Annotated in this window: 16 protein-coding genes; 6 read left to right on the plus strand and 10 right to left on the minus strand. The window is 66.3% G+C overall.

Annotated features, from left to right (window positions below; translation table 11 throughout):
- Positions 1 to 72 precede the first annotated feature (72 nt).
- Positions 73 to 999, plus strand: a complete 927-nt coding sequence (locus tag ACAG20_RS03060) for a metal-dependent hydrolase (protein ID WP_370491486.1) — start codon at positions 73 to 75, stop codon at positions 997 to 999.
- The gene (locus tag ACAG20_RS03065) at positions 999 to 2153 is read left to right on the plus strand and encodes a hypothetical protein (protein WP_370491487.1); all 1155 of its coding nucleotides are present in this window, start codon (positions 999 to 1001) and stop codon (positions 2151 to 2153) included. Before ACAG20_RS03060 ends, ACAG20_RS03065 begins: the two co-directional genes overlap by 1 nt.
- A 12-nt stretch (positions 2154 to 2165) precedes the next feature.
- Here the strand turns inward: ACAG20_RS03065 and ACAG20_RS03070 are convergent, their stop codons facing one another.
- Positions 2166 to 2939 (minus strand): enoyl-CoA hydratase/isomerase family protein, encoded by a 774-nt coding sequence (locus ACAG20_RS03070; protein ID WP_370491728.1) that lies wholly within the window; start codon positions 2937 to 2939, stop codon positions 2166 to 2168.
- Between the two features lie 132 nt (positions 2940 to 3071).
- Between ACAG20_RS03070 and ACAG20_RS03075 the strand changes: the two genes are divergently transcribed.
- Positions 3072 to 3527, plus strand: coding sequence for an NYN domain-containing protein (locus ACAG20_RS03075; RefSeq protein WP_370491488.1), 456 nt, complete (start codon positions 3072 to 3074; stop codon positions 3525 to 3527).
- On the opposite strand, the gene ACAG20_RS03080 is transcribed toward ACAG20_RS03075, so the two are convergent.
- The gene (locus ACAG20_RS03080) at positions 3450 to 5039 is read right to left on the minus strand and encodes an FAD-binding protein (RefSeq protein ID WP_370491489.1); all 1590 of its coding nucleotides are present in this window, start codon (positions 5037 to 5039) and stop codon (positions 3450 to 3452) included. The two genes, ACAG20_RS03075 and ACAG20_RS03080, sit on opposite strands and share 78 nt — an antisense overlap.
- A 186-nt stretch (positions 5040 to 5225) precedes the next feature.
- Between ACAG20_RS03080 and ACAG20_RS03085 the strand changes: the two genes are divergently transcribed.
- Positions 5226 to 6065, plus strand: a complete 840-nt coding sequence (locus ACAG20_RS03085; RefSeq protein WP_370491490.1) for a lytic transglycosylase domain-containing protein — start codon at positions 5226 to 5228, stop codon at positions 6063 to 6065.
- 39 nt (positions 6066 to 6104) lie between these two features.
- Here the strand turns inward: ACAG20_RS03085 and ACAG20_RS03090 are convergent, their stop codons facing one another.
- Positions 6105 to 6662, minus strand: a complete 558-nt coding sequence (locus tag ACAG20_RS03090) for an FKBP-type peptidyl-prolyl cis-trans isomerase (RefSeq protein ID WP_370491729.1) — start codon at positions 6660 to 6662, stop codon at positions 6105 to 6107.
- Positions 6663 to 6796: 134 nt separating this feature from the next.
- On the minus strand, positions 6797 to 7810 hold the full coding sequence (locus tag ACAG20_RS03095) for an NADP-dependent oxidoreductase (protein ID WP_370491491.1): 1014 nt from the start codon (positions 7808 to 7810) through the stop codon (positions 6797 to 6799).
- 148 nt (positions 7811 to 7958) lie between these two features.
- Here ACAG20_RS03095 and tpx point away from each other — a divergent pair, with 148 nt between their 5' ends.
- Positions 7959 to 8453: a thiol peroxidase gene (gene tpx, locus ACAG20_RS03100; RefSeq protein ID WP_112683695.1), complete on the plus strand. Its 495-nt coding sequence runs from the start codon at positions 7959 to 7961 to the stop codon at positions 8451 to 8453.
- A gap of 33 nt (positions 8454 to 8486) precedes the next feature.
- Here tpx and ACAG20_RS03105 read toward each other — a convergent pair whose 3' ends face one another.
- From ACAG20_RS03105 to ACAG20_RS03130, 6 genes are all read right to left on the minus strand, one after another.
- Positions 8487 to 9395 carry a cyclopropane mycolic acid synthase family methyltransferase gene (locus ACAG20_RS03105; protein WP_370491492.1) on the minus strand — a complete coding sequence of 303 codons (909 nt, stop codon included), beginning with the start codon at positions 9393 to 9395 and terminating at the stop codon, positions 8487 to 8489.
- A 7-nt stretch (positions 9396 to 9402) separates the two neighbouring features.
- Positions 9403 to 10266, minus strand: a complete 864-nt coding sequence (locus ACAG20_RS03110) for a cyclopropane mycolic acid synthase family methyltransferase (RefSeq protein WP_370491493.1) — start codon at positions 10264 to 10266, stop codon at positions 9403 to 9405.
- 20 nt (positions 10267 to 10286) lie between these two features.
- Complete coding sequence (gene kasB, locus ACAG20_RS03115) at positions 10287 to 11540, minus strand: 3-oxoacyl-ACP synthase KasB (protein ID WP_370491494.1); 1254 nt, start codon at positions 11538 to 11540, stop codon at positions 10287 to 10289.
- A gap of 28 nt (positions 11541 to 11568) precedes the next feature.
- Positions 11569 to 12429 (minus strand): cyclopropane mycolic acid synthase family methyltransferase, encoded by an 861-nt coding sequence (locus tag ACAG20_RS03120; protein WP_112683725.1) that lies wholly within the window; start codon positions 12427 to 12429, stop codon positions 11569 to 11571.
- A 20-nt stretch (positions 12430 to 12449) separates the two neighbouring features.
- Positions 12450 to 13340 carry a cyclopropane mycolic acid synthase family methyltransferase gene (locus tag ACAG20_RS03125; RefSeq protein ID WP_370491495.1) on the minus strand — a complete coding sequence of 297 codons (891 nt, stop codon included), beginning with the start codon at positions 13338 to 13340 and terminating at the stop codon, positions 12450 to 12452.
- A 425-nt stretch (positions 13341 to 13765) separates the two neighbouring features.
- Positions 13766 to 14329 (minus strand): TetR/AcrR family transcriptional regulator, encoded by a 564-nt coding sequence (locus tag ACAG20_RS03130; protein WP_370491496.1) that lies wholly within the window; start codon positions 14327 to 14329, stop codon positions 13766 to 13768.
- A 93-nt stretch (positions 14330 to 14422) separates the two neighbouring features.
- Between ACAG20_RS03130 and ACAG20_RS03135 the strand changes: the two genes are divergently transcribed.
- A complete protein-coding gene (locus tag ACAG20_RS03135) occupies positions 14423 to 14866 on the plus strand; it encodes a DoxX family protein (RefSeq protein ID WP_165824894.1) in 444 nt (147 codons plus the stop codon).
- Positions 14867 to 14885 lie beyond the last annotated feature (19 nt).

Consider the following 14885-nt stretch of genomic DNA (forward strand, 5'->3'; position numbering starts at 1 on the left):
CCTTGACAACCGGCGAACATCGAACAATCATACGTCAAGACGTTCATTTGTATGGTGATAGTAGGGGTGGCCATGACCGACCTGATCGTGCGCAAGTTGCGGTTCGCATTCGCCGATCATCCCGTGCCGTTCCTGTGGAACGAGGCCAACCCGGCGTTCTCGTCGATGGCCAATGCGGTCTCGCTGCTGGCGATCGGCTTCGAGAAGATGATCGGCGGAATGATCACCGAGGCCATGCCGCTGATCACCGACCCGGCCGTCGCCGAGGAGGCCGACGCCTTCGTCCGCCAGGAGGGTCAGCACTCCATGGCCCACCGCGGCCACGCCAAGGCACTGGTCAAGGCCTACCCGGCCCTCAAGGAGACCGTCGACGAGTGCAACGCGATGTTCGACAAGATGACCGCCGAGAAGTCGCTGGCCTATCGGCTGGCCTACACCGCCGACCTCGAGGCGACCTTCACCCCGGTCTTCAAGCTGATGCTGGATCACGACGACACGCTGTTCGCGCCCGGGGATGACCGCGTCGCCTCATTGTTCTTGTGGCACTTCGTCGAAGAGGTCGAGCACCGTAGTTCGGCGTTGATCATCTACGACCATGTCATTGACGATCCCTGGTACCGGATGCGGATGGCGCCGTCGATCTTCAAGCACGTGATGAGCGTCATCAAGGTGGCCTGCCTGGGATTCAACAAGCATGTCCCGCTGGTCGACCGCAAGGTCGACGCGCTGTCGTTGTTCACCACCTATCGGGGAAAACAGGCTTGGCGGCGGCGCATTCCATTCGGCTGGCCGGCCGATCAGGGGCCGGTGGTCGACGCCTTCAAGCATCTGCCGAAAGGGGAGATGCTCACCGCGGTGACCGGTATCGTGCGTAGTCAGCTGCCCAATCACAAACCGGCGCACGAGAAGATCCCCGTCCTGGCCGAGAAGTGGTTCACCCGCTACGCCGACGGCTACGACGTGACCAAGTGGTACACCGCCGAGGAGAAGAGCGCCTGATGTCTGATCTGTGTGCCCCGACTTTCGAGCGGCTCGCCGAATCGCTGGGCTTCTCCTGTGCGGAGGCCGGCGGGCTGGTCGAGTTCCGCAACCCGCTGCAGCTGGAGAACTGGACGCTGCCGGTCCTGGAGATCACCGTCATCGTCGGGGCGGTGCTGGCACTGGTCTACGCCATCAACCGATTCCGACGCCACGGGGATGCCACCAACCTGACGCTGTGGTTCGGCGCGATCGCCTACCTGTTGATCATCGAGCCCCCGCTGTACTTTCCGGCGGCGTTCGGGATCGCCGAGCATGTCGACACCATGTTCGCCCACAACGTGTTCAGCGTCGATTTTCTGTGGGGACGGCTGCCGCTGTACATCATCGCGATCTATCCGATGATGGCGACCGTCTCGTTCGAGATCGTCCGGATCCTGGGGGTTTTTCGCCGCTACGGCGTCGTCGTCGGCGCGGTGTGCGTGGGGTTCGTCCACCACGCCTTCTACGAGATCTTCGACCACCTCGGCCCGCAGCTGCGCTGGTGGGAGTGGTCGGTGGACAACCCGCTGAATCAGCCGATGTTCACCTCCGTCCCGATGGGCAGCGTGGTGGTCTTCGCGGCGCTGTGGCCGGCGTCGCTGGCGTTCTGCGCGCAACTGCTGGTGGGGCGCCACGTCGACGAGGGCAGGCGATTCAGCGGGCCGCAGGTGCTGCTGCGCACCGTGGTCGTCGGCCTGTTGGCATCGTTGGGAACCGGCATCCTGCCGCTGCCGGCAACACTGCTGGGCGCCGCAACCGATGGCAGGCTGTTGGGCATCGCTTATGCCGCAGAGCTTCTGGTCATCATCGCGGTCGCCGTTCCGGTGCTCGTGGCACAGTGGCGGCGGCTGCGGTTGAACCTGATCATCGACGGGCGCCACGACAACCCGTTGATGGTGCGCTACGCCGCGGTATATCTATCGGTCATGGCGGTGCTGTGGCTGACGGCGCTGCCGGCCTATTTCGACGCGGTGGGTGGTGTCACCGCCAACGGCGACCCGGTGGGAAGTCTCTGGTACACGGTCGGCTGCTTCACGGTGGCCTACCTGTGTGTCGCGGCCGCGGCGACCGTCCCGCCGGTCGTGCCGGATGCCGTCGAGCGGGCCATGCCGGCGCCCGCCGCGACGGGCTGATTCCGGCCTGAATCAGCGGCCCCGCCAGCGCGGCGGGCGCTGCTCGCGCCACGCCTGCAGTCCCTCGGCGACGTCCTCGGTGGCCCCGGCGACCTTGCGCATGGTCTCCCCGAAGCGGACCGCCTCGATCCAACTCATGCCGTCGCTGCGCCACGCCACCTCCTTGGTGGCCCGCTGAGCCAGCGGGGCGGCTTTGGTCAGGGTGCGCGCCCAGGACTGGGCTGTGGCCTGCAACTCGTCGGGCTCCACCAGCTTCCACACCAGGCCGATTTCCCTGGCGCGTTGCGCGCTCATCGGCTCTCCGGTCAACAACAGCTCCATCGCATTGGCCCAGCCCACCCGCTGCGGCAGCCGGATCGCTCCGACGATGGTGGGCACCCCCAGGCGCACCTCTGGAAAGCGGAACACCGCCTCGGTGCTGGCGATCACGAAGTCGCAGAACAGCAGTCCGGTCAGACCGTAGCCGACACACGGCCCGTGCACCGCAGCGATGGTCGGCTTGAAAAGCTCCATACCGGACTCGAACGAGTTTATGGTGGGCTTCTCCCAGAACGTGCCGGCGAACGTACCGACCGCGCCCTCGGAGTCCTTGAGATCCGCGCCGGCGCAGAACACGTCGCCGGTGGCGGTCAGGATCCCCACCCAGGCGTCCTCGTCGGCACGGAACGCCTCCCAGGCGGCGTTGAGATCAGTGCGCATCGGGCCGTTGATGGCGTTGCGGGCGTCAGGGCGGTTCAGGGTGATGGTCGCGACATGGTCTTCGCATTCATAGGTGACCAGGCTCATGGCGCTGCGCCCCTCCTCCTCGTCGCTACGCTCCGCATCGTCGTGGCGCGGCCTCATGGCGCCCCTCCTCCTCGTCGCTACGCTCCGCATCGTCGTGGCGCGGGCTCATGGCTGCACCGTACCGTCGGAGGGGTGCGCTGGATCGTCGACGCGATGAACGTAATCGGTTCCCGCCCGGACGGCTGGTGGAAGGACCGTGATGCGGCGATGGTCCGGTTGACCCGCCAGCTCGAACAGTGGGCGACGGCGGAGAACCAGCGCGTCACCGTGGTGTTCGAGAAGCCGCCGTCACCGCCGCTTGCCTCGCAGGTCATCGAGATCGCCGCCGCGCCGCGGGCCGCCGCCAACTCTGCCGACGACGAGATCGTCCGGTTGGTTAGAGCCGACGAGCGGCCGCACGACATCACAGTGGTGACATCGGATGCCGTGCTGGTTGATCGGGTTACCGCTGCGGGCGCAGCCAGCTGCCCCGCGTCGTGCTTCCGCGACCTCATCGAGCCGGCCGCGGCTTCAGCTACCGGCCGCGCTGGCTCCGGCGCGGCGGCCGGCGAAGATGCAGTCGGCGATCGACAGTCCGCTGACATATGAGTGTGAGGCGACGCCGATAGCGGTGCGGCCGGCGCTGTAGAGCCCGGGGATCGGCGTGCCCTCGGCGTCGACGACTGCGCCGGTGTCCTCGGCGACCCGCACCCCGCCCAACGTCAGCATCGGGGTCGGTAGCAAGACGTTGGGCCGCACCGAGATGTCCAGCAGGGTGAACGGGGCCTTGTCAATGCGGCGGCGGAACTCGGCCGGCTTTCCGGCCGGGTCCTCGGTGTCGGAGTCGATGGCGTCGTTGTGCGCGGCGACGGTGGCCCGCAGGCCGTCGGGGTCGATCCCGGCGCACCGGGCGACGTCCGCCAGTGTCTTGCCGCGCACCGCACCGGTGAACATCAACGCCGCGGCTTGGGCGCGCTGGAACCACAGCGTCTGGGTGAGCAGCTGGCGCCGGGCCTCGGCCATGAGGGTGGCGTCGGCAAGGATCCAGCCCTTGCTGCCATGGTTTTTCACCAAGGCCTGCCCGAGCGCCGCGCCGTAGCGCGTCTCGTCGATCACCCGGTCGCCCTTCTCGTCGACGACGACCGCGGAGATGAACGCGCTCGGCGGAGTGATGAACCGCCACGCCGAGACATTGTCCATCCGGTCGGGCACTCCGCCGACGCTGGTCGCCAACGCGATGCCGCTGCCGTCGTCGCCGCTGGTTCCCAGCGGCAGGCCGCCGTTGAATTCCGGGGCGTAGCGCTTGCGCCACTCGGTGTTGGCGATGAAGCCGCCGGCGCAGATGATCACTCCGCGGCGAGCGGTGATCTCAATGGGACGGGCGTAGCGGTGCTCCAGCTTCCGCAACCGACGCTCCATCGCGGCGCGCAGCGGGGGGTAGTAGACACCGGGTTTGGACGAGATCGCGGCAAGCCCGGCGTAACGCCGCTGGATGCGCCGCGGCGCCTGCCCCATCGTCAGGGCCCGCACCCCGGTCACCCGTCCGGCCGCGTCCTGCAGCAGTGCGGTGACCCTGGTGTGCGGCCGGAAGTCCACGCCGAGCTTGCGTGCTGATTCGGCCAGCGGCACATAGATCTTCTTGCCGGAGGTGCCTTTGCCGTAGGCGCGGTGGCCGCGCTGCACCGGCGGCGTCACCGCACGGGCGACGCCGGCGTTCTCGCTGCCGGAGTGATACAGGTAGTAGCGGTTGTTCGGAAACGACGTCTTATAGGGGCACAGGCCCGGGTTGAACGGCACGCCGTGGCGTTGCAACCAGTCGATCATCTCCGGGCTGGTGACGACAAAGCGCTGCAGCGTGTCGGGGCTGACCGCCTCGCCGACTTCCAGGCGCAGGTAGTCCAGCATCTGCTCGGGGGTGTCTTGCACGCCGGCGGCTAGTTGGACCGATGTCCCTGCGCCGGCATAGATGATGCCCCCGGAGATCGCCGTGGCGCCGCCGCCGTTGGCCCGATCCACCGCGATGACCTCGGCGCCGTGTTCGCGGGCGGTGATCGCGGCGGAGGTGCCGGCGGCGCCGAATCCGACGATGACGACGTCGGTCGTCACACTGGTGATGGTCACGCGCTATCCCCTCGATGCCATGAACTGTGCCCACAATGTAACAAGCCGTAGTCGCTCTCGGATGCGAGTGACCTGCGTGTATTAGTGCGCATGCAGTTGCGAACAGAACGCGTTCTAGTCGACGCGGAACGCTGCGGCCCGCCGCCTTGCGGCGTTTCGGCCGGTTCACGCGCCAAGATGATCGGTATGCCTGTTCGGTTGCTGCGTGCTCTCGCCGTGTTCGCCCTCGTTTTTACGGTGACGGGGACAGTACCCGCCGGTGCGGCGCCGGGACCGGATCCCGCCGCGGTGGTCGCCGACCTGGTCGCCGCCGATCGGGCGCTGCGGAACCCGTCCGCGCCCGAGCAGGTACTCGCGGCCGCGGCCCGTCGCCAGCAGGTCGCCTATCGCACGCTCGGTGCGCATCCCGAGTGGGACGCGGTCGCACGTCCGCAGATCCCAGCCGCACTGCTGGAAGTCTACGACCGCAACATCGACGCCCGCCGGCAGCTCATGGCGCTCACCGAGCCCAAATCCACCATGCCGCCGTGGCGGGTGGTGCCACCGGTGCCGGCCAACGAGCTGATGGCCGCCTACCGTGCCGCCGAGGCCGCCTCCGGTGTGCCGTGGAACTACCTGGCGGCGATCAACTTCGTCGAGACCGGATTCGGCCGTATCAACGGCGTCAGCGATGACGCCGCACAGGGCCCGATGCAATTCCTGCCCTCGACGTTCGCCGCCTACGGCAACGGCGGCGACATCAACTCGCCACGCGATGCCATCATGGCGGCCGGACGGCTGTTGGCCGCCAATGGGTTTGCCACCAATCGGGACAAGGCGATCTGGGGCTACAACCATTCCGACCACTACGTGCGCGCGGTCAACGACTATGCCGCGGTCATCGGCGGCGATCCGGCCGGGTTCGCGAGCTACTACCGCTGGGACACTTACTACCGCACCACAGCCGGGGATCTGCTGCTGCCGATCGGGTACGTCTCGACGACGCGGATTCCGGTCGGCGAGTACCTGGCCGCGCACCCGCAGTAACGCCTCAGCCCTGCTGGGCCGATTCCATTCGGCCGCGGCTCAGCGCGCCTTGAGGATCTTGATCGCGAAGACCAGCGTGTCGCCCGGCAGAATGCCCGCGGCCGGCTGGCCCTCGGGGTAGCCGTCGGCGGGAACCATCGCGACCGCCACCGTCGACCCGACCTGCTGGCCGGCGATGGCCTTCTGGAAACCCGGCACAACGCGGTCGAGCCCGAATTCCACCGGCTCGCCGCGTTCATAGCTGCTGTCGAACACCGAACCATCACGTCCGTTGACGCCCATGTAACAGACCGAGACAGTCGCGGTGTCCGCCACAACCGGTCCGTCGCCGGCGGTGAGCGTCTGCACCTGCGTCTGGGTCACCTTGAACGGCGCCTCCACGGCGACCCGCGGCGCAGCGGTGTCGGTGGAACCGGTCACCGCGACACTGCCGGTCGCGCCGGGCAGCGTCCAATCGGCGGCGCCGCCGTCGGCCGGCGCCGACGACGGGCATACCGACGGCGTCTGGTTGGCCGGCGGCACGAACAGATCCGTGACCGTCGAGGTGCGTTCGGAGGAGGTATTGCTGTCGGAGCCGCCGCACCCGGTCAGCGTCATCCCCAAGCAGACGACACCGGCAGCGACGAAATAGGGCGCACGAAAAGAATTCACCTGCGCAACGCTACAGCCGGCTGCGCCGCACACCGGCAGTCAGCTACCGAAAGTACGTTCGCGGCCCGGTGTAACCGGATCTAGCCGGCGGTCTTCACCACGAGCTTGCCGACGTTCTTGCCGTCGAACAGCATGTTGATGGCCGTCGGGAGCTGCTCGAAGCCCTCGACGACGGTCTCGAGCGGCGTGAGCTTTCCGGCGGAGATCAGCTCGGCGATCTCGCTGCTGGCCTCCGGTGCGCGCAGGAAGTGGTCGAGCACGATGAAGCCCTGCAGCGTTGCCCGCTGGATGAGCAGGTTCCCGAACGCGCGCGGCCCGGGCTGCGGGTCGGTCGCGTTGTAACCGGAGATCAGCCCGCAGAGCGCGATCCGGGCGCCGATGTTGACGCGCGCAAAGATCGCATCCATGATGTCGCCGCCGACGTTCTCGAAGTCGACGTCGATCCCGTCGGGGGTCGCGGCGGCAAGCCGGGCGGCCCAGTCATCCGCGCGGTAGTCCACGGCCGCATCGAAACCGAGCTGATCGGTCAGCAGCGCGCACTTCTGTGGGCCGCCGGCGATCCCGACGACACGCGCGCCGTCGGCCTTGGCCAGCTGACCGGCGACCGAACCGACCGCGCCTGCCGCGGCCGAGACGACGACGGTCTCGCCGGGTTTGGGTTTGCCGATGTCGCGGATTCCGACCCACGCGGTGAGTCCGGTCATCCCGAGTGCACCCAGGTAGGCGCTCGGTGAGACACCGTCGGCGACGTCGACGGGGAACAACGGCATGGCGTCCGAGACGACCACATAGTCCTGCCAGCCGGTCAGACCCTGCACGATCTGGCCGACCGGATAATTCGGATTGTTCGACGCGACGACTTCACCGAGTCCGGCCGCGCGCATGACCTCGCCGATGCCGACCGGCGGCAGGTACGACGGCGTGTCGTTGATCCACATGCGGTTGGTGGGGTCCAGCGAGATCCACTCGACGCGCACCAATGCCTCGCCGTCGCCAATCGCCGGCACCGCCTGTTCGCTGAACTCGAAGGTGTCCGGACCGATGCGGCCGGTGGGGCGCTCGCGGAGCAGGAAGCGACGGTTTCGATCGGCCATGAGCGCACGGTACCGGATGAGATCGGCACTGGCAATGGCTACTAAAACTACTGGCGGACAACGGGTTTGGTAAGCCTCCAAATCGGCAATCCGAGGGCTGATCGGCGCTGCCTTCCGCAGCGAGGGCCGCAACTGGCACACTACATGCGTGGCACAGATAACTTTGCGTGGAAATCCAGTGACGACGGTCGGCGAACTACCCGCGGTGGGGGATGCGGCGCCCGCATTCTCACTGACCGGAACGGACCTCGGTGTGGTCGAGAGTGCTCAGTTCGGCGGCAAGCCGGTATTGCTGAACATCTTCCCGTCCATCGACACCCCGGTGTGTGCGACGAGCGTGCGAACGTTCAACGAACGCGCCGCCGCCAGCGGTCTGACCGTGGTGTGCGTGTCCAACGATCTGCCGTTCGCGCAGCAGCGCTTCTGCGGTGCGGAGGGCATCGAGAACGTGACGACGGCCTCGGCCTTCCGGTCGAACTTCGGCGGTGATTACGGGGTGACCATCGCCGACGGTCCGATGGCCGGGCTGCTGGCGCGTGCCGTGGTAGTCATCGACGCCGACGGCAAGGTTGTCTACACCGAGCTGGTAACCGAGATCGCCAACGAGCCCGACTACGACGCGGCCATCGCAGCACTGGGCTGATCGGCCCACCGCCGCTGGCCCGGGGACCCGGACTCACCGTGTCGTGGTCGGTTCGGCCCCGGGCTTGTGGTAGCTGACCAGGCTGACATCGAGCATCTCGTCGGTGAAGTAGTGCTGGCACCCTCGCAGGTACTTCACGTAGCGCTGGTAGACCTGCTCGGATTGGATCGCGACGGCCTCGTTCTTGCGGGCTTCCAGCGCGTCACCCCAGATCTGCAAAGTCTTGATGTAGTGCGGTCGCAGGGAGACGGCTTCCGGGACCACGAAGCCGGCCTTCTCGCCGTGCTGAATCATCATCTCGGTGGTGGGCAGCCGACCGCCGGGGAAGATCTCGGTGACCATGAACTTGATGAAGCGCGCGGTTTCGAAGGTGAGCTTCTTGCCGCGGGCGTTGAGGTCGTAGGGGTGGAAACTGACGCTGCTCTGGATCACCATTCGGCCGTCGTCGGGCAGGATGTCGTAACACCGCGCGAAGAACTCGTTGTAGCGATCATGCCCGAAGTGCTCGAATGCCTCGATAGAGACGATGCGGTCGACCGGCGCGCTGAATTCCTCCCAGCCGTGCAGCAGAACCTGGCGGTCGCGACCGGAGTCGGCGGTGTCGATCAACTGCTGCGCGTAGGCGTGCTGGTTCCTCGATAGCGTCAGACCGACGACGTTGACGTCGTATTTCTCCAGGGCGCGTTTCATGGTGGCGCCCCACCCGCAGCCGATGTCGAGCAGCGTCATACCGGGCAGCAGGCGCAATTTGTCGAGATTGAGATCGATCTTGGCCAGCTGTGCCTGCTCCAACGTGGCATCCGGGTCTTGGAAGTAGGCGCAACTGTAGGTACGGGTGCGGTCCTGGAACAGGCCGAAGAAGTCGTCGGACAGGTCGTAGTGGGCCTGGACGTCCTCGAAATGCGGATGCATTTGCTCGGCGCCGGTGGATGCGTCGGTCATATCGGTCCTATTTCTGCAGAGTGAACTGGTTGACGTCGATGTACCCCTCGCGGAACCCTTTGGCGCAGCCGGTCAGGTAGTGCATGTAGCGGTCGTAGACCTCCTGGGACTGGATCGCGATGGCCTCATCGCGGTGGGCTTCCAGCGCGGTCGCCCAGCAGTCGAGTGTTCTCACGTAGTGCTGCTGCAGGGATTGACGGCGGGTCAGCGAGAACCCGGCGCTCGCGGCGTGGCCTTCAACCATCTCGATGGTGGGCAACCGCCCGCCCGGGAAGATCTCGGTGACGATGAATTTGATGAAGCGGGCCATCGCGAACGTCAACGGCAGGCCGCGCTCCTTCATCTGCGGAAGCGTCAGGCCGGAGATGGTGTGCAGCAGCATCACCCCGTGCGGTGGCAGGACCTGGTGGGCCATGGCGAAGAAATCCTCGTAGCGGTCATGGCCGAAGTGCTCGAACGCGCCGATGGAGACGATGCGGTCGACCGGGTCGTCAAAGCATTCCCAGCCTTCCAGCAGTACCTGGCGGCTGCGCGGGGTGTCCATCGCGTCGAGTGAGGCCTGGGCGTGCACGGCCTGGTTCTTGCTCAGGGTCAGGCCGACGACGTTGACGTCGTATTTCTCGATGGCGCGGCGCATGGTCGCCCCCCAGCCGCAGCCGATGTCGAGCAGCAGCATTCCCGGCTGCAATCCGAGCTTGCCCAGTGACAGATCGATCTTGGCGAGCTGGGCCTGTTCCAGGGTCATGTCGTCGCGTTCGAAGTAGGCGCAGCTGTAGGTCTGGCTGGGATCGAGGAACAGCCGGAAGAACTCATCGGACAGGTCGTAGTGGGCCTGTACGTCGTCGAAATGCGGTTCGAGGTCCTTGGGCATAACGCAACTGCTTTCTAGTACTAGTAGGTGCCGAAGGCCAGGGCCACGTTGTGTCCGCCGAACCCGAACGAATTGCTGATCGCATAGCGGTAGTCGCCCGACCGTGGATGGCCGGCCACTACGTCCAATACGATTTCCGGGTCAAGCTGGTTCAAGTTCAGCGTGGGCGGGATAACCCCGTCGCGTAGCGCCAGCACGGTCAGGATCGCCTCGACGGCTCCGACCGCGCCGACTGAATGGCCCAGCGCGGATTTCGGTGCATAGACGGCTGGCTGGTGGCTGCCCATCGCAGTGTGGATGGCCTGGGCCTCGGCCAGATCACCGATGCGGGTACCGGTCGCGTGGGCGTTGATGTGGTCGATGTCAGCCGGTGCCAGCCCGGCGAGTTCGATCGCCCGGGTCATGGCGTAGCCGGCCCGTTCGCCGGTGGGGTCGGGCGCCACGATGTGGTAGCCGTCGGAGGTGATCGCCGCGCCCATCAGCCGGGCCAGGATGGTGGCGCCGCGCGCTTTGGCGTGCTCTTCGGTTTCGATGACCATCATCGCGGCGCCCTCGCCGAACACGAAGCCGTTGCGGTCCCGGTCGAAAGGGCGGCAGGCGCCGGCCGGGTCGTCGTTGGTCGTCGACAACACGATGCGCATGGCGGCGAAGCCGGCGATCGGTACCGCCTCGATCTTGGTCTCCACCCCGCCGCAGATGGCGATGTCGGCTTCGTCGTAGACGATGTCACGCCAGGCTTGGGCGATGGCCTCGGCTCCGGAGGCGCATGCTGAGACCGGTGTCAGCACCCCGGCCTTGGCGCCGCGTTCCAGCCCGACCGCGGCGGCCGCCGCGTTGGGCATGTACTTCTGAACTCCCAACGGCGAGACGCCTTTCATGCCGCGCTCGACCATGCCTTGATAGCCCCAGACCAGTTCTTCCGGGGAGCCCAGGCCGGTGCCGATCGACACCATCAGCCGGCGGGTGTCGACCTCGGGGGATCCGGCGTTGACCCAGACCCGTCGGCCCAACACGGTGGACATCTTCTGCAGATACGACAACCGGTGCAGTTCCTTGCGGGTCAGTTCGTGGTCGAAGTCTTCGAGTAGGTGTCCGCCGATGCGCACCGGCAGGTTGTACTGCTCGACGAACGGATCGTCGAGGTGGCGGATGCCGCTTTGCCCGTCCAGCAATTTCTTCCAGGTGTCGTCCACGGTCGCGGCGAGTGCCGTCGTCATGGCGACGCCGGTGACAACCACATCGGGAAATCCGTTGCCCGTCGAGAACCTGGCCATGGTCGTTATCCGGTTTCCTGACGGCGGATCACTTGCTGAGGGTGAACTGGCCGACGTTGCTGATACCGCGGCGGAACAGATCCGCACAGCCGGTGAGGTAACGCATGTAGCGCTGGTAAACCTCTTCGGACTGCAGCGTGATCGCGCGTTCGCGGTTGGCCGACAGGTTGGCCGCCCAGATCTCCAGGGTCCGCACGTAGTGTTCGGGCAGGAACTCGGTGTGCTCGAGGCGGAAACCCGCGGCCTTCGAGTAGTCATAGATGTCGTCGAGGCCCGCCATCTGGCCGCCTGGGAAGATCTCCTTTCCCAGGAACCGGACGAACCGCAGATCGTTCATGGTGATTCGGATACCGTGCTCGCGCCAATAGGTCTGCGGGCGGGTGAAGATACTGTGCAGCAACAGCCGGCCGTCGTCGGGCAACAAATCGTGGGCGCGCTCGAAGAATGCGGCGTAGCGGGACTTCTTGAACGCGTCGAACGCCTCCACGGTGACGATACGGTCGACGTGTTCGTCGAATTCCTCCCAGCCTTGTAGGCGGGCCTCGACATGACGGTCGGTCGGCAACCTCGCCAAACTAGCGGCACTGTAGGCGCAGTGGTTGCGGCTGAGCGTGATGCCTATGACGTTGACGTCGAACATGGTCACGGCGCGTACCAGCCCGGCACCCCAGCCGCACCCGATATCGAGCACAGTCATGCCGGGTTCCAGGTTCAATTTGCGCAATGCCAGATCGTATTTGGCGTTCTGGGCTTCTTCCAGGCTCATGTCGTCGCGCTCGAAGTACGCACAGGTATAGGCCATGCTCGGGTCCAAGAACAGCGCGAAGAACTCATCCGAGATGTCGTAAGCCGCCTGGGATTCTTCGTAGAACGGCTTCAAATCGGTCATCGTCGTCACCTCCGGTGTCCTTACCTGGTCGGCTTCTCCATCGTGAATTGGCAGACGTCGGTGTAGCCGTCGCGGAAAAGCTCCCGACAGCCGGTCAGGTATTTCAGGAAGGTGTCGTACATCTGCTCACCTTTGAGCTCAATCGCTTCCTCCCGGTGCGCCTCCAAGGCCTTGGCCCAGGTGTCCAGCGTGCGAACGTAATTCGTTCCGATCATGTGGTGACGGGTGATCTCGAAGCCGCACCGGGTGGCGTGTTCGTCGACCACGGAGATCATCGGCAGCCGGCCGCCCGGATAGATCTCCTTGCGGATGAAGCTGATGAAGCGCATCAGCGACATCGTGCGCTTGAGCCCCATCTGCTCGGCTTCCGCTTCGGAAGGCACCACGATCGAATGCAGCAGCATCACCCCGTCATCGGGGAGTACCTGATAGCACATCTTGAAGAAGTCGTCGTAGCGCTCGTAGGTGCCCACACCGTCGGCGAAATGCTCGAAGGCGCCCAGCGACACGATGCGGTCCACCGGTTCGTCGAAGTGCTCCCAGCCTTGTAACCGCACCTCCTTGGATCGTGGGCTGTGCATCTCGGCGAACTTGCGTTCGCAGTGCGCCACCTGGTTATCGCTCAACGTCAGCCCGATCACGTTGACGTCGTACTTCTCGATGGCGCGCCGCATCGTCGACCCCCACCCCGAGCCGATGTCGAGCAGCGTCATCCCGGGCCGCAGGCCCAGCTTTCCCAGCGCCAGGTCCACCTTCGCCATTTGCGCCTCTTCGAGGGTCATGTCCTCGCGCTCGAAATACGCGCAGCTGTAGGTCATGGTGGGATCCAGCCACAGCCGAAAGAACTCGTTGGACCGGTCGTAATGCGATTGGACGTGCGCCACGTCCGGCTTGAGTTCGGTGTCGGTCATGAGGTCTCTCCCGCCAGGTGGGCCGCCGCAGCCCCGCCAGACACCGAACGGTGGGCGCAACGCTGAGCCCACCTGTTCCCCGCTGCACAACGGTCAGCGGTCTCAGCTCGGCGGATTGCCTGTTGAGAACCGAGGCGCGCTGCCGCGCAGATTTCCCCGGGGAACGGCACCCCAAACGCCGATTCGGGGATCTTTTCCCGGCGGTAAACAGCAGCCGTGGCACCAGGGTGAAACGCGCTTGACCAGTGGTTGCGCGACAACGGCTCGGGGCGGGGGCCGGTGATGTCAGACCTGGGCCCGAAACGCCCGAAGCGTCTGCACCCGGGGCCGCCGCCGGTCATGGTGATGCCGGTCGGCGGTCGGCACCCGGCCAGCCAGCGCACCAGGTTCGGAGCTCCCGCGGCCAGGGACCTCCGCCGATGAAACTAGTCGTCGAACAGCATGCGGGCGATGCGTTCGACGGTGCGCATGGGGTCGGTGGCCTTCACCGCCGCGTCGACGGCGTCGTTGAGCCACAACGTGGCGAAGCCGTGCACCAGCGACCAGGCCGCCAGCTCGGCGCCGGTCGGGTCGTCACGGGCGTGCGCGTCGGCCAGACCGGCCACGCCGCGAGACAACTCGGCGGCGGCCGCCGCTTCGGCCGCAGTCAGGCCGGGATCCGCGCTGTCCAGCAGCGACTTGTCGAACATCACCTGGTAGTGACCCGGATGGGCGAGGGCGAACCGCACGTAGGCCAGGGCGGCGTCGATGAACCGTGGCCGAGCCGCGGTGAGTGCGTCGGCCAGCAGCCGAAAGCCTTCCGCGGCCAACGCGGTGAACAAACCCCGCCGATCGGTGAAGTGATGCGCCGGGGCCGCATGTGACACCCCGGCGGCCCGCGCCAGCTCCCGCAGCGACACCCGGTCCGCGCCCTGTTCGGCCACCATGCGGGCGGCCTCGGCCAGGATCGCCGCGCGTAGATCGCCGTGGTGATACGTCGAGCGAGCCATGACGGCCAGCATACCCGGAGTCTTGACAATGGCTAGATACGACCCGTAAAGTCGGCCCCGGTAACTTGGCAACGTCTAGATCGGGGGATGGTCGTGGCGCCATTGATCGCACTGCTGGTCGGCAGCGTCGTCGCCCGGATCGCCGGATGGTGCGGTATCGACTACGTCGACGGCTGGATCCGGGCGATCGCCGTCGGACTGGCCGCGATGTTCGTGGTCACCGGGGTGGCGCATTTCGCACCGCCGCTGCGACGCGACCTGATCGCGATCGTTCCGCCCGCGCTGCCCGCTCCGGGCCTGCTGGTGAGCGTGACCGGTGTGCTGGAACTCGCCGGGGCGGTCGGCCTGCTGATCCCCGTCACCCGGGGCGCGGCAGCAGCCGGTCTCGTGCTGCTGATGCTGGCGATGTTCCCGGCCAACATCTACGCAGCGCGGATGCCGGCTCCGCCCAAGTCGATGACGACGCGACTGTCGGTGCGCACCGGCGAGGAGATCGTGTTCCTGGCCGCGGCCGTGGTGGTTGCCGTCGCAGGTTAGACGCTCACGCTCAGACCAC

The organism is Mycobacterium sp. pW045 (genome assembly GCF_041287085.1).
Taxonomy (GTDB): Bacteria; Actinomycetota; Actinomycetes; order Mycobacteriales; family Mycobacteriaceae; genus Mycobacterium; species Mycobacterium algericum_A.